Source organism: Bradyrhizobium sp. AUGA SZCCT0105, from assembly GCF_018129565.1.
Taxonomy (GTDB): Bacteria; Pseudomonadota; Alphaproteobacteria; order Rhizobiales; family Xanthobacteraceae; genus Bradyrhizobium.
On the sequence record NZ_JAFCMK010000001.1, the window covers coordinates 1,762,281 to 1,781,802 of the forward strand.

Below are 19,522 nucleotides of genomic sequence, written 5' to 3' on the forward strand. Positions count from 1 at the left end.
CGCAACAGGAGGTGCAACGATAGGTTCCTAACATCGCGAGGGGATGCGGCATGGCGGGATAGGAACGAACCTCCCAGGGGCTGACTGAGCTTCATGGACGATTGGCGTGAGCAACGGGATGCGGCCGCGCAAGCTGCGAGCTCGGTCCCAGCGTGTTGATGCTGCTCGGCGCCAGCGGTGCACTTGCAGCTCTCATCGTGGGGGACACGTGGCTTACTTCAGACCCGGATCGCAAGCCGCGCGGCGATGGAGGAACCAAAGCTTCAACGGCGGCTTGGCTCACTCCTCAGACCCTGGAGAAAATTATGAAACGCCCATCAATCTTCGTTTGCATTTCTTTATTGGCGGCTGCCACGGCATTGCCGGCCTCGGCGCAGAATCCGCCGGCGCAGTCCCAGCCGAACAACAACGCGGTCAACAGTGCCGGTCAGAACAACTCCGATGCTCCTGTCGCGGGTCACAACAGTTTCACCGAAGGCCAAGCCAAATCGAAGATCGAGGATGCTGGCTACGCAAACGTCACCGAGTTGAAGAAGGACGACAACGGCGTCTGGCGCGGCCAAGCCAGCAAAGGCGGATCGGCCACTGCAGTCAGCGTCGACTTTCAAGGCAACGTCAATTCGGCCAAGTAACAAGTAACAAGGATACAAAATGACCGTTACAATTTCTCGCCTTTACGACCAATACAATGACGCCCAGCAGGCTGTTCGACGGCTCGAGGCTGCGGGCGTGCCTCATTCGGACATCAGCATCGTTGCCAATAATTCGGACAGCTGGTTCAGTTCCGACAAGAAGGTGGATCGTGACCGCGATGGTGTCGACGATCGCGCCGAAGGTGCCGGCAAGGGCGCCGGCATCGGTGCGGGGTTGGGTGGCGCCGCCGGCCTATTTGCCGGTCTCGGCTTGCTGGCCATCCCTGGCCTTGGGCCCGTTGTCGCAGCAGGCTGGCTGGCCGCGACTGCGGTCGGTGCTGCCGCGGGCGCCGCTACGGGCGGAATTGTCGGAGCGCTCACGGAGGCCGGCGTTTCAAGGGAGGATGCGGGCACCTACGCGGAAGGGGTTCGTCGCGGAGGTACGCTCGTGTCAGCGCGCGTAGCGGATGCGGAGCGGCCTCGCGTTGAGACGATACTCGACGAGTCGTCCGTCAACCTGCGTGACCGGAGTGCCGCGTGGCAAAAGGCCGGGTGGAAATCGTTCGATCCTGCCAGCCAGCCTTATGGCGCCGAAGAGATTCGCGAGGAGCGGCGGCGTTACGGTGGTTCACTGCGTTAAACAGAACGTTGCGACGGCTTGCGCGCGCAAGCCGTCGCTCTTCTATACTTTCCCTACGAGAGAGGGCAGGGCATATCCGGGAAGCGATGTCTGCTTTGATGAATCCGGCTCGCTTGCTGGAATCTCTGATTTCTCCTCTGGCAGGTGCGGGAGACAGGCGCCGCTTTCATTGCTGTCCGCCGGCGGTCCGGCTACGCCGCGCAAGGTGCTCAACAATCCCAAACGAGCCGGGAGCTGACGCGGCTTGCTGCGGCCTCCATGGAGGCGTCGCCTTCATAAAGAAGGCCGCCTGACGGGGCGGCCTTGAGTGACTGGGTTTGCTTTTCTTCTTGGCCGATGAAGGGTCGGGGCCAGATCCCTTCACCGCGTCCAGTCTTCGCCCGCGCACAGCGTTCCCATGCAGCCGCGAACGTTCAGCGTGCCCGACGACATCAGTGTCACCGAGCTTTCATAGGTCTTGCCGTCATCGGCGTTGTAGATCCTGCCGGCCCATTTGTTCGGGCCTGCGGGCTGCATGTTGATGAACAGCGAGATGCCTATCACCGGCCGGGTCCGCTGCACGGGATCGGCATTCTTGTCGTCGCGCTGCGGCTTGCCGGTGGCCTTGTCGGTCGGCTCCTTCAGCCAGACGACGCGGCCGCACAGCGCGCTGCCGCAGCGCTGCACCTTGATCCTGGCGTCGCCGGACTGGGTCAGCCAGACCCCGGCCGGATCGTTGGCCTTGTCGGCGGCTTTGGCGGCATCGGCGGCGCTGCCAAGCAGCGGAATGTGGAACGCCGCCACGATCAGGCGGCGCGTGAGGTGAGCGTGGATCAGCTGTTTCAGGGCGCTGCGGAGGCCGTCAATATCTGGGGGTAACGTCATCATCCACCTTCTTCATGAAAAATTTCATGATAAACATGAAATAAATCACGTTTAAGGTTGAGTCAACAACATTACCGCAGCATGATGCCGCCCGGCCGTAACGGCCTGTACGGGCAAAAAATTATCGGATGGATGTGATGAGGAAATCGGTTCGCGAGCAGCGCCAGCTTTGGTTTCGCCGGCTCGATCGGGCGTTCTGGGTGATCTGGGCTGCGCTGCCGGTCGTGCTGTGGCTGGCCTATTACCGCACCACGACGGCCGCGGGCGCGATCGCCGAAAGCCTCACCGGCGAGCAGGCGAAATGCGCGGCCATCGTCGCCGACCCGCTCGCCATGTCGGCCAAGGGGCAGATGCTGTTCTGGGCGCTGTTCGCGCTTGGGGTATCGTTTTATGCCGTGCTGATCGGCATCCTTCATCGCATGGTGAATCGATTCGCCAACGGACGAATCTTCGTGTCGGAAACCTTGCAGGGTGTGTGGTGGATGGGGATCTTCCTGGTGGTCTGGCCGTTTGTCGATACGATCACCACCAACGCGGTCGCCTTTGCCTTGTACAAGCTCGGCGACATCAAGTTCTTCCTGCCGAGCTACGGCGTCGACGTCGGCACCATCGCCGGCGGTGTGTTCCTGATGGCGCTGAAATTCGTGCTCGAGCACGCCATCCTGTTGCAGTCCGAAAACGATCTGACGATCTGAGGGTGATGCTCGTGCCCATCGTGGTGAACCTCGATGTCATGCTCGCAAAGCGCAAGCGCCGCCTCGGAGACCTCGCGGACGCGATCGGCATCTCGATCCAGAACCTGTCGATCCTGAAAACCGGCAAGGCCAAGGCGATGCGCTTCTCGACGCTGTCGGCGATCTGCCGCGAACTCGACTGCCGGCCGGGGGACATTCTGGAATATGTGCCGGGCGATGAGGGTGAGGCCGAGGGCGGCTGATCTGGCGCGACCGACTGGAAGGCCGCGCGGCCAGTCCGCTCAGCTTGCAGCGGCGCCTGGCCGGATCATGGCGCGCATTAGCTCCTCGACGAGAGCTGTTGCCCTAGGCCAGCGCAAGGTGGGCTTGTTGATCTGGAGTGAGATCACGCCGTGGGTGGCTGCCCATAGCAGCAGTGACAGTCGTTCCGCATCTTCCGCCTCGCGGCCGGGTGTCGCCGCGAGGATTTCCTTGATCAGCGCCACCACGCGGATCTGAATCGCACGCCCGAACGTTGCGGCCTTCGGATCGCTCAGGCCGCGATATCACGCGGCCTTCGTAGAGCATCTTGTAATGGTCCGGCCGTTCCAGCCCGAAACGGACCGTGGCGAAGACGCCGGCCCGCAGGCGCTCCCATGCACCGCTGCCGGCTGCGTCCTCCGCCCTGGTGCGCAGCTCGACGAGTTCATCGAACAGCTTTTGCAGGACCGCGAGCAGCAACGCGTCGCGATCGGCAAAGTGCGGATAGATCGACGGCGCGGCGATGCCGGCCTGCTTGGCGACAGCGCGCAGCGAAACGCCTTCGCACGAGCCGGCTTTGTCGATCAGGGCAATGGCGGCCTTGAGGATGTCCTAGCGCTATTGCCCGCCTTCACCTCGCGCATTCCGTCGACGCGCCTTCATCCGATTCCCTTGGCGATAGCGTTTTCCAGCGAAGCGGACACCGGTTCGCGTGAGGAAAACGCGTCAAAACATGAATCTCGAGCGATTCAGTTCCGATTCTATCGGAACTGAATCGCTCTGGGGATCGTAACCCTACGCGTGTTCGGCTTGACGTGTAAATTTAACGGACCCCGCCGGGCTTACGATCGCGACCAAGGTCGGCGCGCGCCGCGGACCGGACAAATCCTGGCCCAGGGCGATATCCCGGGAGGAATTGATCGACGCCGTGCACGACAATCCGCGCAATCTCGGCCTTGACGTGCTTGATGTCGTCAACCTGCGCCTCGGTGGCCAGTTCGGCCCGGACGACAGTTCGGTGGAGGCGCCGCTCTCCGTGCTGGCCGAATTGCAGCAGCAGGGTTTGATCCGCCATATCGGCCTGAGCAACATTTCCCGCGCGCAGTTCGATGAAGGCAGCAGGATCGCCGCCATCGTCTGCGTGCAGAACCACTACAATCTGGCGCATCGCAGCGATGACGCCTTGATCGATGATCTCGCGGCCAAGCAGGTTGCCTATGTGCCGTTTTTCCCCTGGGCGGCTTCCGCCCGCGCAACTCGCCCATTCTGGACAGCGTCGCGCAAAGCCTCGGGGCGACGACCCGCCAGGTGGCGCTCGCGTGGCTGCTGCAACGCGCGCCGAACCTGCTGTTGATCGCCGGCACGTCATCGGTCGCGCATCTCCACCAGAATTTTGCAGCGGGCGCCCTGCGACTGCCGCCCGAGGCCATCCCGCAGCTCGACCGCGTCGCTATGGCCAGTCAGGCATCTCGCGCCGCTGGCCAGCAGGAGCAGAGCTGACAATGCGCGACGGGGGCCGTGGTTTGCCTCTTTTGCCTAGATAGGATGCATATGGGCGCCAAGGTTCGCTTCTGACGCGAAGCGGTCATGAGAGCGGCAGCGAGAGTTCTTGCGCCAACAGGGAAAATGATTGCTGATGATGTCACCGACACGCAGCGGGATCGGGCCGATTCGTATTCCGGATGCTGCCGCGCGTCGTGTACCGCCACCGTTAGGTCAACGGTGCTGTCCGATGGCCCTTGGTTCCGAAGTTGCCTAGCGCCTCTCTACTCACGATCGGGCGGCCATGTTTTGGTCAAAACTGCGTCCGCATTGTTGAGATGCCCACTGCAAAAGGCTCGCGATGGAAAGGGCAACGTTCGCCAAGGCCAGGATTTTCGCTTTTGGCGACGCTTGGAGCGTTGCGATCTACGCGGCCGAAATCCTGATAATTGCCGCAATTTATGCTGGTCTCGCCGAATCCGCGCGATTGCTTCCCGCAATCAATCCAGCCGCGACACCGCTATGGCCACCAACCGGGCTTGCGCTCGCGCTGGTCCTGCTGCGCGGCTACCGGATCTGGCCCGCGATCCTGGTGGGGGCCCTCGCTCCTTACCTCTTGGCCGACCGATCGCTCCTGGAGATCGGCGCCGCCGGGATCGGCAGCCTGCTTGCCGCATGTGCCGGGACATGGCTGATCGGCCGCTGGTCGAACGGTCGCCAGACGTTTGCCACACCGTCCGGTGTCGCAAGGTTTGCAATCATTTCCTTTGCGCCGACCACGATCATCAGTTCAGCCATCGCCTTGGCCGGCTTCACGCTCGCCAACGAATCGAATTTTTCCGATTCCGTCGTCGCCGGGTTGACCTGGTGGCTTGCGGACGCTGCCGGGGCCCTGGTGATTGCTCCGGTCATCGTGCTCTGGGCGACGATGCCCTTACGCATTGCTTCCAAATGGACTCTGTTGGAATCGATCACGGTCGCTGCTCTCGCTGGTACCATCGGGCTCGCTGCTTATAGCCCGCTGATCGGTAGCGATCTCGTCAGCAACGGCCTCGACGTGTTGCTGCCGCATCGGAGCCTTCTGGGCTTTCTGGTTTTACTGCCCTTGATCTGGGCCGGTCTGCGCGGCGATCGATGCGCCGCGACGACGGCCGCGCTCATTTTCGTCGGAACTGCCGTGTGGGGGTTCTCGGTGGGGAATGATCCATTTTCGAAAATCGATCCGAACGGGGCGCTGTTATCCTTGTTCGTGCTTTCGATCATCGTGTCGGCGCCTCCGCTTGCCCTGGCCGCGGCAAGCGCGACGCGCCAGGCCAGGGAAGCCCAGTTGCTTTCCGTCCAGGATCAGCTGAACGGTCAACTTGAACGGAAAGCTTTGGCGCTCGACAGCATCAGACGGCACTTCCAGACCCTTATCGAAGGCGTTGTCGATTATGCAATTTTTGCGCTTGATCGAGAAGGACACGTGACGAGCTGGAATAGCACCGCTCAAAAGATCATCGGCTACACCTCGGAAGAAATCATAGGCAAGCACTTCGGGATATTCTATCGGCCGGATGAACGCCGCGCGGGTTCACCGACGCACGCGCTGGAGTCGGCAATCGAAAGCGGCAAGTACGACGTAGAGGGTTGGCGTATCAGAAAGAATGGTACGCCGTTTTTCATCACAGGCTCAGTCTCTTCGAGCCGTGATGACGCAGGAAATCTGATCGGTTTTATCAGTATCCTGCGCGACGCGACGGAGCGCCGCGACGCGGAGGAGAAGCTGGTCCAGGCGCGCGAACAGCTCGCGATGTCTCAGAAGATGGAGGCAATCGGCAAGCTGACCGGCGGGATCGCACACGACTTCAACAATCTATTGATGATCATCGGCGGCAGTGCCCAGATATTTCAACGCCTGCTTGATCCAAAACTGCCAAAGGCCATCGAAGCCATACAAACCGCGGCCAAACGCGGCGAAAGTCTCACGCGCCAATTGTTGACATTCTCTCGTCACCAGCATCTCAGCCCGACGGTCGTTGATCTGAATGCGTCCATCAAGAACATGCGGACCATGATTGAGAGCTCGCTGCGCGGGAACATCGTGTACAACGAGAACGTTGGCGACGGCGTTTCACCGGTCAAGGTTGACCTCGCCGAGCTGGAACTTGCGATCGTCAACATCGCCGTCAATGCGCGAGATGCAATGACAAGCGGCGGCACATTCACGTTGTCGGTCCACGCGGTGACCGCAAATCAGGAAACCGGCGGCGATCGCCGTGGGAAGGCCTTCTTTGCGATCACACTTGGCGATACCGGCACCGGTATTCCGCCAAATCTTCTGTCCAAGATGTTCGATCCGTTTTTCACGACCAAGGAGGTCGGCAAAGGGACCGGGCTCGGCTTGTCCCAGGTTTATGGTTTTGCGCACCAGGCGGGCGGAACCGTGACGGCAGACAGCAAGGTCGGACAGGGAACAACGATTACAATCTATTTGCCGTCCTGTGTGGACGAGCAGATCACCAGCAAAGAGCTCGCCGCTGCCCGGGCAAGACCAAGGCAGCCGCCGCGGCAGACGGTTCTCGTGGTCGACGACAGCCCCGAAGTGGCGGATGTGACATCATCGCTGTTCGAGCATCTGGGTTATGAAACCATCTACCGAGACTCGGCCGAAGCGGCATTGAAGTTGCTCGATACCGGTACGAAGATCGATCTCGTCTTCAGCGATATCGTCATGCCAGGGACCATCGATGGCGTCGGGCTCGCGAGAGAAGTTCGGTCGCGGTACCCCGGTTTGCCCATAGCCCTCACAACCGGTTATAGCGATGCCGCAAAAGCAGCCCCGCCAAGCCTGAAAATACTCCGCAAGCCGTTCGATACCGAAGCACTAAGAGATTTTATCCAGGATCTTGCGCCGCCGAGATCAACGCGCTCATCCGGCATACCTTTGGCGTCAAGCACGACTGAGGCTGTACGCAGAAGTTGACCGGTCGCACCATCGCGGGCATTGCACCGGCGGTGCCGACGCAGTGATCGAACAGGCTATTGTCGTAAAAGCTGAATAGGTTGTCCGCATCTCGCCCCGGGCAGACATGAGGCACCGGGCTCATCGATGTCCGCCATTGATGCGGAGAGCGGCAGCCCGAACAAAAATGGCCGCGGTTGCCCGCGGCCATTTGTCGTTTTGATTGAGCGCAGCCGTTACTCGGCCGCCTGCTTCCTCGGCGGGTCGAGCGCGCCGGAGTCGTGGATCTCGGCGACCTGGTGATCGCTGAAGCCGAGCACCTCGCGCAGGATCTCGTCAGTGTGCTCGCCGAGCAGCGGCGAGCGCTGAACGTCGCTCGGCGAATCCGACAGCTTGATCGGGTTACCGACCGAGATGTACTTGCCGCGGGTCGGGTGATCGACCTCGACCACGGTGCCGGTCGCACGCAGCGACTGGTCTTCCGCGATCTCCTTCATCGACAGGATCGGACCGCAGGGGATGTCGTCCTTGTTGAGTATCTCCATCGCCTCGAATTTGGTCTTGGTCATCGTCCACTGTTCGATGCGGGCGAAGATCTCGTTCAGGCGCGGCAGGCGTGCCGGCGGCTTGGCGTAGTTCGGATCGGTCTTCCAGGTCGGCTCGCCGATCACGTCGCAGATCTTCTCCCAGACCTGGGCCTGGGTGATGAAGTAGATGTAGGCGTTCGGGTCGGTCTCCCAGCCCTTGCACTTCAGGATGCGGCCGGGCTGGCCGCCGCCGGAATCGTTGCCGGCGCGCGGCACCGCGTCGCCGAACGGAATGCCTTCGCCGAACTGGCTGTATTCCCTGAGCGGTCCATGGGCGAGGCGCTGCTGGTCGCGCAGCTTGACGCGCGCCAGGTTGAGCACGCCGTCCTGCATCGCGGCGGTGACCTTCTGGCCCTTGCCGGTCGTGGTGCGCTGATGGAGAGCGGCCAGGATGCCGATCGCAAGATGCAGGCCGGTGCCGGTGTCGCCGATCTGCGCGCCGGTGACCAGCGGCAGGCCGTCGCGGAAGCCGGTGGTCGAGGCGGCGCCGCCGGTGCACTGCGCGACGTTCTCGTAGACCTTGCAATCCTCATAGGGGCCGGGACCGAAACCCTTGATCGAGGCGACGATCATCTTCGGGTTGAGGCTGTGGATCTTCTCCCAGGGGAAGCCCATGCGGTCGAGCACGCCGGGGCCGAAATTCTCGACCAGCACGTCACATTGCTTGATCAGCGCGGTCAGCACTTCCTTGCCCTTCGGGTTCTTGGTGTCGAGCGTGATCGAGCGCTTGTTGTGGTTCAGCATGGTGAAATACAGGCTGTCAACGTTCGGGATGTCCTGCAGCTGGCCGCGCGTAATGTCGCCGACGCCGGGACGCTCGACCTTGATCACGTCGGCGCCGAACCAGGCCAGCAACTGCGTGCAGGTCGGACCCGACTGGACGTGGGTGAAATCGAGAATGCGAACGCCCTTGAGCGCCTTGGTCATAATATTATGCTCCGTACTGTGGTCTGCCCCTGCACCCGCAGGGAGTGATGGGTTGAAGGGGACTGCTTACTTTTTCTTCAGAACGCTCTGAGGATTGAGGTTGCCGATGCGGCCGCTCTCCGAGCCCGCCGCCGGATCGATCACCGCGTTGATCAAGGTCGGCTTGCCGGAATCCAGCGCCGCATTGACCGCGCGCTTCAGCTCGTCGGGCGAGGTGGCGTTGACGCCGACGCCGCCGAAGGCTTCCATCATCTTGTCGTAGCGCGAGCCCTTGACGAAAACGGTGGTGGCCGGATCCTCGCCCGCGCTGTTGACGTCGGTGCCGCGATAGATGCCGTCGTTGTTGAAGATCACGACGCAGATCGGCAGCTTGTAGCGGCAGATGGTCTCGACCTCCATGCCGGAGAAGCCGAACGCGCTGTCGCCTTCGACTGCGAGCACGGGCAGGCCGGTCTCGACCGCGGCCGCGATCGAATAGCCCATGCCGATGCCCATCACGCCCCAGGTGCCGACGTCGAGCCGCTTGCGCGGCTTGTGCATGTCGACGACGCCGCGGGCGAGGTCGAGCGTGTTGGCGCCTTCGTTGACGAAGATGGTGTCCGGACGTTCCGCGATGATCGTGCGGAGCGCGCCGAGCGCGCCGTGATAGTCCATCGGCGAGGCGTTGCTCATCAGCTTCGGCGCCATCTTGGCGACGTTGTCGTCGCGCTTCTTCGCCACAGTGGCGAGCCAGTCGCTCGGCGCGGCCGACCAGTTGGCGCCCATGGCGTCGAGGAACGCGGACACGCAGGAGCCGATATCGCCGACCACGGGGGCGACGATCTCGACGTTGGAATCCATTTCCTTCGGCTCGATATCGACCTGGATGAACTTCTTCGGAGCCTCACCCCAGGTCTTGCCCTTGCCGTGCGACAGCAGCCAGTTGAGGCGGGCGCCGATCAGCATGACGACGTCGGCATCTTTCAGCACGGTCGAGCGCGCCGCACCCGCGCATTGCGGATGCAGATCGGGCAAGAGGCCCTTGGCCATGCTCATCGGCAGGAACGGCACGCCGCTCTTCTCGACGAAATTCTTGATCGCCTCGTCGGCCTGCGCATAGGCCGCGCCCTTGCCGAGGATGATCAGCGGACGCTTTGCGTTCTTCAGCACGTCCAGCGCGCGCTTGACCGCCGACGGGGCAGGGAGCTGCGCCGGCGCAGCATCGATCACCTTGACCAGCGACTTCTCGCCGGCCGCCGCATCCATGACCTGGCCGAACAGCTTTGCGGGCAGGTCGAGATAGACGCCGCCCGGACGGCCCGACACTGCGGCGCGGATCGCGCGGGCAAGGCCGATGCCGATGTCCTGGGCGTGCAGCACGCGGAACGCCGCCTTGCACAGCGGCTTGGCGATCGCGAGCTGGTCCATCTCCTCATAGTCGCCCTGCTGCAGGTCGACGATCTCGCGCTCGGACGAGCCCGAGATCAGGATCATCGGGAAGCAGTTGGTGGTGGCGTGGGCAAGCGCGGTGAGGCCGTTGAGGAAGCCGGGCGCCGACACCGTGAGGCAGACGCCGGGACGCTTGGTCAGGAAGCCGGCGATCGAGGCCGCATAGCCGGCATTCTGCTCATGGCGGAAAGAGAGCACGCGAATGCCCGCCGCCTGGGCCATGCGGCCCAGGTCCGTGATCGGGATGCCCGGCACACCATAGACGGTATCGATGCCGTTGAGCTTGAGCGCATCGATGACGAGGTGGAAGCCATCGGTCAATTCTTGCTCGGTGCCCGGTGCCTCGGACTTCGTAGCGGTATTCAGCATCGGCATCGTCTCCCTGATCGTTCTTGGTTCGGACGATCTGATCGTCGTCTGAAGCGGGTGTGGACTCTCAAACTTACGTGAACGGTTCTCTACGTGAATAATTCTTGGCCGTGCGCCTCGACATAGGCGGCAAGGCCGAGCGTGTGATCGCGCGCGCGCTTTTCGGCGAGCTCGGTGTCGCGCGCTTCCAGTGCCTCGATGATTCCGAGATGCTCCGGCAGCGAGGTCGCGGTGCGGTCCTTGCGGCCGATCGTGAGCTGGCGATAGCCGCGCACATGCAGCAGCAGGTCATTGGTGAGGTCGACCAGCACAGGCGATTCCGACAGCGAGATCAGCGCCTGGTGGAAGGCGATGTTGGCCTTGGAATATTCCTCGACGTGATCCTGCGGCAGGCGATCGTCGCTGAAGTCCTTGAAGAAGTCGCGCAGCGCCGTGATGTCCTTCTTGCGCGCTGTTGTCGTGATCAGGCGCGCCGCCATGCTTTCCAGCGCCGCCCAGGCGCGGATCATGTCGACGATCTCCGCCTTGGTGCGCCGGACCACGACGATGCCGCGGCGCGGCACGGTCTTCACGAATCCGTCCTGCTCGAGCATCGCGATCGCTTCGCGGATCGGCGTGCGGCTGACGCCGAGACGCTCGGACAATGCGCGCTCGTCGAGCATCACCGGCTCCGGCGTCGCGTAGATGTCCATCTTCAGGATCGCTTCTTTCAAGGCCTCATAGGCCTTGTTCTTGAAGCTCGTCTCCGGCGCGATCCGGACGATGGCGATATCTGTGTCAGCCATGGTGGGCGACGCCTTGGTCTGTTTCGGTTCTGGCACGACTCGTCTCCTCCTCTTGGAGACGTCTTCTTAGCAGAAGAAAGTACCTTAGATTTTTGGCATGCCAAATACCAGAATGTCAAGCTGCCCATATTTTTCGGTATTTTTGGGCATCGACCGACCTTGACAATTACGTTTTTGGCATACCAAATGCCACGAAATCTGTCCCAGGAGGAAGCCAATGTCAAATTCGAAGGATGCGGTCCGCAAAATTCTCGATGCGGTCAGGGCCGACAAGCGTACGAGCCTCACCGCGCCCGAAGGCAAGGTGGTCTGCGACGCCTACGGCATTCCGGTGCCAAAGGAGGGCGTCGCCAAGTCGGCCGCCGAAGCCGCGCGGATCGCCTCCGACATGGGCTTCCCGGTCGTGATGAAGATCGTCTCGCCCGACATCCTGCACAAGACCGAGGCCGGCGGAGTGGTGGTCGGCGTCAAGAGCGCCGCGGATGCCGAGAAGAGCTACGAGACCATTCTGGCCAACGCCAAGAAATATAAGGCCGATGCCAAGATCGAGGGTATCCAGGTCCAGCAGATGCTGGGCGGCGGCACCGAGGTGATCGTCGGTTCGATCACCGACGGCTCGTTCGGCAAGCTGGTCGCCTTCGGCCTCGGCGGCGTGCTGGTCGAAATCCTCAAGGACATCACCTTCCGCCTCGCGCCCGCGACCAAGGACGATGCGCTGTCGATGCTCGACGGCATCCAGGCGCATGAGATGCTGAAGGGCGTACGCGGCGGCGAGCCGGTCAACCGCGAGGCGCTCGCCGAAATCATCGTCAAGGTGTCGCAGCTGGTCAGCGATTTCCCCGAGATCGTCGAGCTCGATCTCAATCCGGTGTTTGCGACCAGCAAGAACGCGATCGCCGCCGACGTCCGCATCGTCGTCGACTTCGACTACAAGCCGCGTCCGGCGCCGCGCCCGACCGAGGAAATCGTCGCCGCGATGAGCCGCATCATGCAGCCGAAGGGCGTAGCCGTGATCGGCGCCTCCGCCGAGGACGGCAAGATCGGCAACTCCGTGATGAAGAACCTCATCAACGGCGGCTACAAGGGCGAGATTTATCCGATCCACCCGAAGGCCGCGGAGATCCTCGGCTACAAGGCCTACAAGAGCGTCAAGGACGTGCCGGGCGTGATCGACACGGCGGTGTTTGCGATCCCGGCGAAATTCGTCGCCGGCGCGCTCGTCGAGTGCGGCGAGAAGAAAATCCCCGGCGCGGTGCTGATTCCCTCGGGCTTCGCCGAAGCCGGCGCGCCCGAATTGCAGGCCGAGATCGTCGAGGTCGGCAAGAAGTACAACATCCGCCTGATGGGGCCGAACATCTATGGCTTCTACTACACGCCGGCCAACCTGTGCGCGACGTTCTGCACCGCCTACGACGTCAAGGGCCACGCGGCGCTGTCGTCGCAGTCGGGCGGCATCGGCATGGCGATCATCGGCTTCTCGCGCTCGGCCAAGATGGGCGTGTCGGCGATCGTCGGCCTCGGCAACAAATCCGACATCGACGAGGACGATCTGCTCGCCTTCTTCGAGCAGGACCCCAACACCAATTTGATCGCGCAGCACTGCGAAGACCTGAAGGACGGCCGGGCCTTCGCGGAGGCCGCCAAGCGCGTCTCCAAGAAGAAGCCGGTGGTCGTGCTCAAGGCCGGCCGCACTTCTGCGGGTGCGAAGGCGGCGTCGTCGCACACCGGCGCGCTCGCCGGCAACGACAAGATCTATGAGGACGTGTTCAAGCAGTCCGGCGTGATCCGCGCGCGCTCGCTCCGGCAGCTGCTCGAGTTCGCCCGCGGCGTGCCGGTGCTGCCGACGCCGAAGGGCGAGAACGTCCTGATCATCACCGGTGCCGGCGGTTCCGGCGTGCTGCTCTCCGACTCCGTCGTCGACAACGGCTTGTCGCTGATGCAGATGCCGCCGGATCTCGATGCGGCGTTCCGCAAGTTCATCCCGCCGTTCGGCGCGGCTGGAAATCCTGTGGATATCACTGGTGGCGAGCCGCCGATCACCTACGTCAACACCGTGAAGCTCGGCCTCTCGGACGAGCGCATCCACGCGCTGATCCTCGGTTACTGGCACACCATCGTGACGCCGCCGATGGTGTTCGCCCGGAACATGGTCGAGGTGAAGAAGGAGATGGAGGCCAAGGGCTTCGTGAAGCCGATCGTCGCCTCGCTCGCCGGCGACGTCGAGGTCGAGGAAGCCGCCGAATATCTCTACCAGAACGGCATTCCGGCCTACGCCTATTCGACCGAACTGCCGGTCGAGGTGCTGGGTGCCAAGTACAAATGGGCCCGCGGCGCGGGACTGCTCTGATCGTCTGATCTGTCGAACACCAGAGGCCGCCTCGGACATCGTCCGGGGCGGCTTTTTATTTGGCTCCAGTCTGGGCCTTGCCGCCGAGGTGGGCGGGAAGGGCGGCATCAGCCCGATCGTTCGAACCCAGCCCGAGCTTTCCGGCTCCGTCTTGCGCCGGTTCCGCGCGCCATCCTTTTTTCCCGATCGCGTTCTGTCCATCAAGGCAGCTTGCCTTCCGTGGCTGATGTGCTACTGATATGTCAGATAAGAATGATGGAGGACGCCGCGATGGAGTTGGCTGCAACAGGGATGACCGACCGCCAGCGCAAATATCGCGCGACCTACCGCGAGCGCGTGGTGGGCTGGTACAATGGCTGGCTGCACGTCGTGCTGATCTACACGATCGGCTTCACGGCGCTGTACGTCTATTTGGCCAATGTGCACGATTTGAAGTGGTGGGAGTACCTCACCATTCCGGCGGTATTCCTGATTGCGAACTTCTTCGAATGGGCGGTGCATCGCTTCGTCATGCACCGGCCCTCGAACGTGCCGCTGCTGCGCGCGATCTACAGCCGCCACACGCTGATGCACCATCAGTTCTTCACCGAGGAGGAGATGCGCTTCGCCGATCATCACGACTGGCGCGTCACCTTCTTCCCGCCCTATGCGCTGGTGGTGTTCACCCTGATGTCGATCCCGCCAGCGATCGTCGCCGGTCTCGTGATCTCGGCCAATACCGGCTGGCTGCTGATCACCACGACCACGTCGATGTACCTGATCTACGAATTCATGCATTTCTGCTGCCACGTCGAGGAAAATGCCTTCGTGCGCAACATGCCCTTCGTCAACACCATCCGCCGGCATCATACCGCCCATCACAACCAGTCGATCATGATGGAGCGGAACATGAACCTGACCTTCCCGGTGATGGACTATGTGTTCGGCACCTCCGATCTCAACCGCGGCCTGCTCGGCCACGTCTTCAACGGCTACAGCACGCGCTACGTGAAGACCGACATGCGACGGACGGCGCGGACGCCGCGGGTCGTGGTGAAGGAGCAATCGGTGCCGCATGCCGCAGCTTGAACCCAATCTCGCCGGCCTCGCCTGGTTCGGCCTGCTGTGGAGCGTGTGCTGCATCGGCTTCCTGCAGCTGACCGGGATGTATCCGCTGCGCGGACGCGCCGTTCTGCCGGTGACGATGACGACCGCATTATGGGCGATGTTGCTCGCCGGCACGCTGGCATTCGCCCTGGTCGAGCTGCGCTGGACCACCGTCGTTGTGGTGGGCGGTGTGCTGTTCCTGTTCCTGCCCGGGCTGTTTCAGGCGCTGCCGGAATGGTGGCGTGACGGACGCGTGGGATTGCGGCTGTCCTGTTGCGCCATGATTGCGGCGCTGGCGCTGCTGGTCGGCGTGGCCGCACCATCGTTCCACATGTGGACCTAGAGGGAGGTCTCGATGCCAAGCCACATCAAGCTCATGCTGTCGCTGGCGTGCCTCGCCACGGCGGCCTGTGGATACTTCTTCATGGTCTATCTCGGACAGCAGGGACCGAGCTACGCGGTCGCCTTCCTTGGCGTATTCGCCACGGTCGCGATGTGGATCTTCCCCGAGGTCGTCAAGAAGGACATCACGATGCGTCCGCCAAGATCCTGACAGGACTCCTGATATGATGCTGCAGCACAGGGAGACTCCGATGGCGAGCTATGCCGGGGACCGCACCATCGACGGCATTTCCGTGCTGGTCGACGGCGAGCCGCTGTCACCGCATTACGACCAGCTTCGGCTCACCGAACACGGATTTGAATGGAGCTATGAGGGGCCCGAGCCGGCACAGCTGGCCTTCGCGCTGCTCTATGAACATCTGCACGACGCGACCGCGGCGAAGGCGCTGCACGAGAGCTTCATGCGGCGCATCGTCGCCAATTTCGGCAATGAATGGGAGCTCTCCTCGGCCGATCTCGATGAGGCGGTCGCGGCGCTGCGGTCCGGACAAACGGCCTGACCCGACGCTGATGTCCCGGCGAGAGAATTTTTGAGATGACCCTGACCTGTCGCGCGGCGGTGCTGCACCAGAGCGGAGCGCCGCTCTCCATCGAACGCATTTCGCTTGCAGCACCCACGCCGACCGACGTCGTGGTGAAGGTACGTGCCGCGGGGCTCTGCCACACCGATCTGGAGGTGATCGACGGGTCGCTGCGCTACCCCTTGCCGATGATCCTCGGGCACGAGGCGGCCGGCGTGGTCGAGGAGGTCGGCAGCGCGGTGCACGACGTGCGCGCCGGCGACCATGTGATCCTGTCCTGGAATCCGCATTGCGGACACTGCTTTCACTGCGATCGCGCGCAGCCGATCCTGTGCGAGAGCTATCTCACCAGGGGTGCGGAAGGCGTGCATTTCGACGGCGCGTCGAAGGCGCAGCTCGCGGGCGGCGGCAGCCTGTCGCATCTGATGTTCCTCGGCGCGTTCTCGGAATACCTCGTGCTGCCGGCGCAGCAGGCGATCGTCGTGCCCAAGGACATCCCGTTCGATCGTGCCTGCCTGATCGGCTGCGGCGTCATGACCGGCGTTGGCGCCGCGCTGAATGTCGCCGCCATCGGCTATGGCGATACCGTGATGGTCACCGGCTGCGGCGCGGTCGGGCTGGCAGCGGTGCAGGGCGCCCGGCTCGCCGGCGCCGGTGCGATCATCGCGGTCGACCTCGACGATGCAAAGCTTGCGCTGGCGCGGCAACTCGGCGCGACGCACGCGGTCAACGCGGCGCGCGAGGACCCGGTCCGGTTCGCAAAGGAGGCGACGCGTGGGCGCGGCGCCGACGTCATCCTCGAGGCGGCGGGCCATCCACTGGCGTTTCGGCAGACCGCGGAAGCAGTCCGGCCGGGCGGCGACGTGATCTGGCTCGGCAAGATCGACGTTACGCAAGACGTGAGTTTTCGCTGGGGCGCGCTGATGGGCGAGAAGCGATTTCGCCGCTCGAGCTACGGCGGCGCGCGGCCACAGCGCGACTTCCCGTTGCTAGCGCAGGCCTACCTCGACGGCCGGCTCAAGCTTGACGAACTGATCACCGGCCACTGCAGCCTCGACGGCATCAATGATGGCTTCGAGGCGTTGCGGCGCGGCCGCTCGATCCGCACGGTCGTCGAGCTCTAGAGCATGATCCGGAAAAGTGGAGCCCGGTTTTCCCTCGCGACAAACGCGAAGCGTTTGCGCGGAGATTATGCTCAAACAAAGAGACGAGATCATGATGCGATTTCATCCAATCGCATCATGATCTCAAGCCCTCACAGCGTCGAACGTGCAAAGCTTTCGATGTAGTCGATCAGGCTGTCGGACGCGGCGCCCGCGGCATCGACGCGGCGCTCCGCGACGGCTTCGGCGACGTCGGCATGCAGCCGCGCCGCGAGCGGCAGGTCGGCCGCTTCCTTGTAATGCTGGTACCAGAATCGGCGCGACAGGCCGTGCATCAGGCCCATGGCGCGGGAGGCGAACTCGTTGCGCGACGCCGCCGAGATCAGGGTGTTGAACTGGTGATCCAGCCGCATGAACAGCAGATCGTCGGATTTTTCCGACGCGCGGCGCATGCCGGCGGCGATCTCGGAGAATTGCTTGCGTTGCTCGGTGGTGGCGCGCTCGGCGGCGCCGCGCGCCATCAGCCGTTCCAGCTCGCGCCGCACCTCGAGCAGGCGGAGCTGGGCGCGCAGGTCGATCTCGGATACCAGCACGCCGCGGCGGGCCAGGATGTTGACGAGGCCGTCGCGCGACAGCCGCTGCAACGCCTCGCGGATCGGGGTCCGGCCGATGTCGAGCCGCTTGGCGAGCACGAGCTCGGAGAGCGCGGTGCCGGGCGGCAGTTGCAGCGTCACGATCAACTCTTCCAGCTCGGCATAGGCACGGTCGGTGAGGGTGACGTCGGCTTGCGGGAGACGGGCCTGCGCGGCAGCGCGCGGCTTGCCGGCGGCGGCGGACGATGGCCGCGCCGGCCGGCGGTTTCCTGCTGCGCGGGCGCGCACCGTGCTGGATCGCTTGTTCGAATCGGCCATCGGGATCTTGCGTGCTGCTGTACAGCAGATATCTCACACGCCCCGCCGGCAGTGACAAGGCCGCTCGACGGGCGCTACACCGAATCCGGCCGCGTGCAGCGAACAGCGGCGCATCATCAGTGCGAAATGCTCTCCAGCGTGCGGCCGCGGGTTTCCTCACCGAGCAACAGCACCGCCAGCGCCGCCACCACGAACGCGCCGGCGCCCAGCGCGAACACGCCGCTCTGTCCCGCCGCGGGCAGGATCACGCCGATCACATAGGGGCCGATCAGCGAACCGATTCGGCCGATCGCGGAGGCAAAACCGGTTCCGGTGGCACGGACATGGGTCGGGTACAGTTCGGGCGTATAGGCGTAGAGCGCCGACCACATGCCGAACAGGAAGAACTGCATGCAGAGGCCGGCAATGATGAGCTGGGTCTGGTCCGCCGCCGAACCGTAGAAGTGGCAGGCGATCGCGCCGCAGAGCAGGTTCATCACCAGCGTTGCCTTGCGGCCCCAGGATTCGACGAGCCAGGCCGAGACCAGGAAGCCGGGGATGCCCGCGAGCGAGATCATGATGGTGTAGAACACCGATTTGGTGATCGGGAATCCCTTGGCCTGCAGCAGCGCGCCGAGCCATGTGGTCAGACCGTAGAAACCGAGCAGGGCGAAGAACCACAAGGTCCACAACATTGCGGTCCGCTTGGCGTAGATGCCCGAAAACAGCGTTCTCAGGCCGGTCACTTCGGATGTGGGAGCGGCGGCCTGGCGCACCACCGGCGGCAGCTCCTTGCTGCCGAGACGATCGCGGACCCTGCTTTCGATGGCGCGCACGGTCGCTTCGGCCCGCTCGGAATAGCCGTGGGACGCGAGCCAGCGCGGCGATTCCGGAACGTAGCGCCGCACCACAAGCACGAAGACGGCCGGGATCGCTTGCAGGATGAACACCCAGCGCCAGTCGGCGACCTGCAGCACGAAATAGGTCAACAGGCCCGATGCGATGAAGCCGAGCGGCCAGAATCCTTCGAGGAACGCGATGTAGCGGCCGCGGTTCTTGGCCGGCATGATCTCCGAGACCATCGACTGCGCGACTGGAAACTCCATGCCCATGCCGAAGCCGAGCAGCAGGCGGGAAGCGCCGAGCGCGGTCGCCGTCGTCGAGAGGCCGCAGCACAGGCTGCCCAAGCCCCAGAAGATCATGCTGACCTGGAAGACGCGGGCACGGCCGAAGCGGTCGGCCAGTAGGCCGGCGGACGCGGCGCCGACGAACATGCCGAGGAAGCTCATGCTGGACAGCAGCCCGGTTTCCGCCGTCGACAGGCCGAAGGTCTGGCGGATCGAGCCAAGCACGAAGGTCAGCGCGGCCAGGTCCATGCTGTCGAAGAACCATGCGGTTGCGATGATCCCGAAGATCCATCGCTGATAGGAGGTCAGCGGCAGCCGTTCGAGGCGCGCCGCGATGGCGGCGACTTGCTGCGCTTGCGCGGTGCGCGCGACGGCGGCCGGAGCCCGGCTTGCGGCCGATGCGGTGGCGTCGGAAATGGTCATTGCTGTCCTCCCCAAGTGGACGTTGCCGGG

Annotated in this window: 18 protein-coding genes and 2 pseudogenes; 12 read left to right on the plus strand and 8 right to left on the minus strand. The window is 63.4% G+C overall.

Translation table 11 applies throughout. The features are described from left to right. Nucleotides 1–305 precede the first annotated feature (305 nt). Both JQ573_RS07940 and JQ573_RS07945 read left to right on the plus strand, forming a co-directional pair. Nucleotides 306–632, plus strand: a complete 327-nt coding sequence (locus tag JQ573_RS07940) for a hypothetical protein (protein WP_212311651.1) — start codon at nucleotides 306–308, stop codon at nucleotides 630–632. A 19-nt stretch (nucleotides 633–651) separates the two neighbouring features. Continuing rightward, nucleotides 652–1,272: a general stress protein gene (locus tag JQ573_RS07945; RefSeq protein ID WP_212310978.1), complete on the plus strand. Its 621-nt coding sequence runs from the start codon at nucleotides 652–654 to the stop codon at nucleotides 1,270–1,272. A 360-nt stretch (nucleotides 1,273–1,632) separates the two neighbouring features. On the opposite strand, the gene JQ573_RS07950 is transcribed toward JQ573_RS07945, so the two are convergent. Continuing rightward, nucleotides 1,633–2,139 carry a DUF2147 domain-containing protein gene (locus JQ573_RS07950; protein WP_212310977.1) on the minus strand — a complete coding sequence of 169 codons (507 nt, stop codon included), beginning with the start codon at nucleotides 2,137–2,139 and terminating at the stop codon, nucleotides 1,633–1,635. 134 nt (nucleotides 2,140–2,273) lie between these two features. Here JQ573_RS07950 and JQ573_RS07955 point away from each other — a divergent pair, with 134 nt between their 5' ends. Next, the gene (locus JQ573_RS07955) at nucleotides 2,274–2,831 is read left to right on the plus strand and encodes a DUF2975 domain-containing protein (protein ID WP_212310976.1); all 558 of its coding nucleotides are present in this window, start codon (nucleotides 2,274–2,276) and stop codon (nucleotides 2,829–2,831) included. Between the two features lie 5 nt (nucleotides 2,832–2,836). After that, nucleotides 2,837–3,073 (plus strand): helix-turn-helix transcriptional regulator, encoded by a 237-nt coding sequence (locus JQ573_RS07960; protein WP_212310975.1) that lies wholly within the window; start codon nucleotides 2,837–2,839, stop codon nucleotides 3,071–3,073. A gap of 39 nt (nucleotides 3,074–3,112) precedes the next feature. Here the strand turns inward: JQ573_RS07960 and JQ573_RS07965 are convergent, their stop codons facing one another. Together JQ573_RS07965 and JQ573_RS40890 are read right to left on the minus strand one after the other, a co-directional pair. After that, entirely contained in the window at nucleotides 3,113–3,367 is a 255-nt protein-coding gene (locus tag JQ573_RS07965; protein WP_283815058.1) for a TetR-like C-terminal domain-containing protein, read from the minus strand. 229 nt (nucleotides 3,368–3,596) lie between these two features. Further along, nucleotides 3,597–3,680, minus strand: a pseudogene (locus JQ573_RS40890) (hypothetical protein); the annotation flags it as partial. Between the two features lie 232 nt (nucleotides 3,681–3,912). On the opposite strand from JQ573_RS40890, the pseudogene JQ573_RS07975 reads away from it, so the two are divergent. Next, nucleotides 3,913–4,571: pseudogene (locus JQ573_RS07975) on the plus strand (oxidoreductase); the annotation flags it as partial. Between the two features lie 343 nt (nucleotides 4,572–4,914). Beyond that, the gene (locus JQ573_RS07980; RefSeq protein ID WP_212310973.1) at nucleotides 4,915–7,518 is read left to right on the plus strand and encodes an MASE1 domain-containing protein; all 2,604 of its coding nucleotides are present in this window, start codon (nucleotides 4,915–4,917) and stop codon (nucleotides 7,516–7,518) included. Nucleotides 7,519–7,733: 215 nt separating this feature from the next. Here JQ573_RS07980 and frc read toward each other — a convergent pair whose 3' ends face one another. The 3 genes from frc to JQ573_RS07995 all read right to left on the minus strand — a co-directional run bounded on the left by frc (nucleotide 7,734) and on the right by JQ573_RS07995 (nucleotide 11,593). Then, complete coding sequence (frc, locus tag JQ573_RS07985) at nucleotides 7,734–9,011, minus strand: formyl-CoA transferase (RefSeq protein WP_212310972.1); 1,278 nt, start codon at nucleotides 9,009–9,011, stop codon at nucleotides 7,734–7,736. 66 nt (nucleotides 9,012–9,077) lie between these two features. Next, entirely contained in the window at nucleotides 9,078–10,808 is a 1,731-nt protein-coding gene (oxc, locus tag JQ573_RS07990; protein WP_212310971.1) for an oxalyl-CoA decarboxylase, read from the minus strand. 89 nt (nucleotides 10,809–10,897) lie between these two features. Then, entirely contained in the window at nucleotides 10,898–11,593 is a 696-nt protein-coding gene (locus JQ573_RS07995; protein WP_097670734.1) for a GntR family transcriptional regulator, read from the minus strand. Nucleotides 11,594–11,810: 217 nt separating this feature from the next. Between JQ573_RS07995 and JQ573_RS08000 the strand changes: the two genes are divergently transcribed. From JQ573_RS08000 to JQ573_RS08025, 6 genes are all read left to right on the plus strand, one after another. Then, nucleotides 11,811–13,940: an acetate--CoA ligase family protein gene (locus tag JQ573_RS08000; RefSeq protein ID WP_212310970.1), complete on the plus strand. Its 2,130-nt coding sequence runs from the start codon at nucleotides 11,811–11,813 to the stop codon at nucleotides 13,938–13,940. Nucleotides 13,941–14,210: 270 nt separating this feature from the next. Continuing rightward, a complete protein-coding gene (locus JQ573_RS08005) occupies nucleotides 14,211–15,008 on the plus strand; it encodes a sterol desaturase family protein (RefSeq protein WP_212310969.1) in 798 nt (265 codons plus the stop codon). Continuing rightward, nucleotides 14,995–15,369: a hypothetical protein gene (locus JQ573_RS08010; protein ID WP_212310968.1), complete on the plus strand. Its 375-nt coding sequence runs from the start codon at nucleotides 14,995–14,997 to the stop codon at nucleotides 15,367–15,369. Before JQ573_RS08005 ends, JQ573_RS08010 begins: the two co-directional genes overlap by 14 nt. A gap of 12 nt (nucleotides 15,370–15,381) precedes the next feature. Then, nucleotides 15,382–15,579 carry a hypothetical protein gene (locus JQ573_RS08015; RefSeq protein WP_212310967.1) on the plus strand — a complete coding sequence of 66 codons (198 nt, stop codon included), beginning with the start codon at nucleotides 15,382–15,384 and terminating at the stop codon, nucleotides 15,577–15,579. Nucleotides 15,580–15,619: 40 nt separating this feature from the next. Further along, nucleotides 15,620–15,928 (plus strand): DUF6166 domain-containing protein, encoded by a 309-nt coding sequence (locus JQ573_RS08020; protein ID WP_249131263.1) that lies wholly within the window; start codon nucleotides 15,620–15,622, stop codon nucleotides 15,926–15,928. A 35-nt stretch (nucleotides 15,929–15,963) separates the two neighbouring features. Then, the gene (locus JQ573_RS08025) at nucleotides 15,964–17,073 is read left to right on the plus strand and encodes a Zn-dependent alcohol dehydrogenase (protein ID WP_212310965.1); all 1,110 of its coding nucleotides are present in this window, start codon (nucleotides 15,964–15,966) and stop codon (nucleotides 17,071–17,073) included. 131 nt (nucleotides 17,074–17,204) lie between these two features. Here the strand turns inward: JQ573_RS08025 and JQ573_RS08030 are convergent, their stop codons facing one another. Beyond that, nucleotides 17,205–17,963 carry a GntR family transcriptional regulator gene (locus tag JQ573_RS08030; protein ID WP_212310964.1) on the minus strand — a complete coding sequence of 253 codons (759 nt, stop codon included), beginning with the start codon at nucleotides 17,961–17,963 and terminating at the stop codon, nucleotides 17,205–17,207. A 116-nt stretch (nucleotides 17,964–18,079) separates the two neighbouring features. After that, the gene (locus JQ573_RS08035; RefSeq protein ID WP_212310963.1) at nucleotides 18,080–19,492 is read right to left on the minus strand and encodes an MFS transporter; all 1,413 of its coding nucleotides are present in this window, start codon (nucleotides 19,490–19,492) and stop codon (nucleotides 18,080–18,082) included. Between the last annotated feature and the right edge of the window lie 30 nt (nucleotides 19,493–19,522).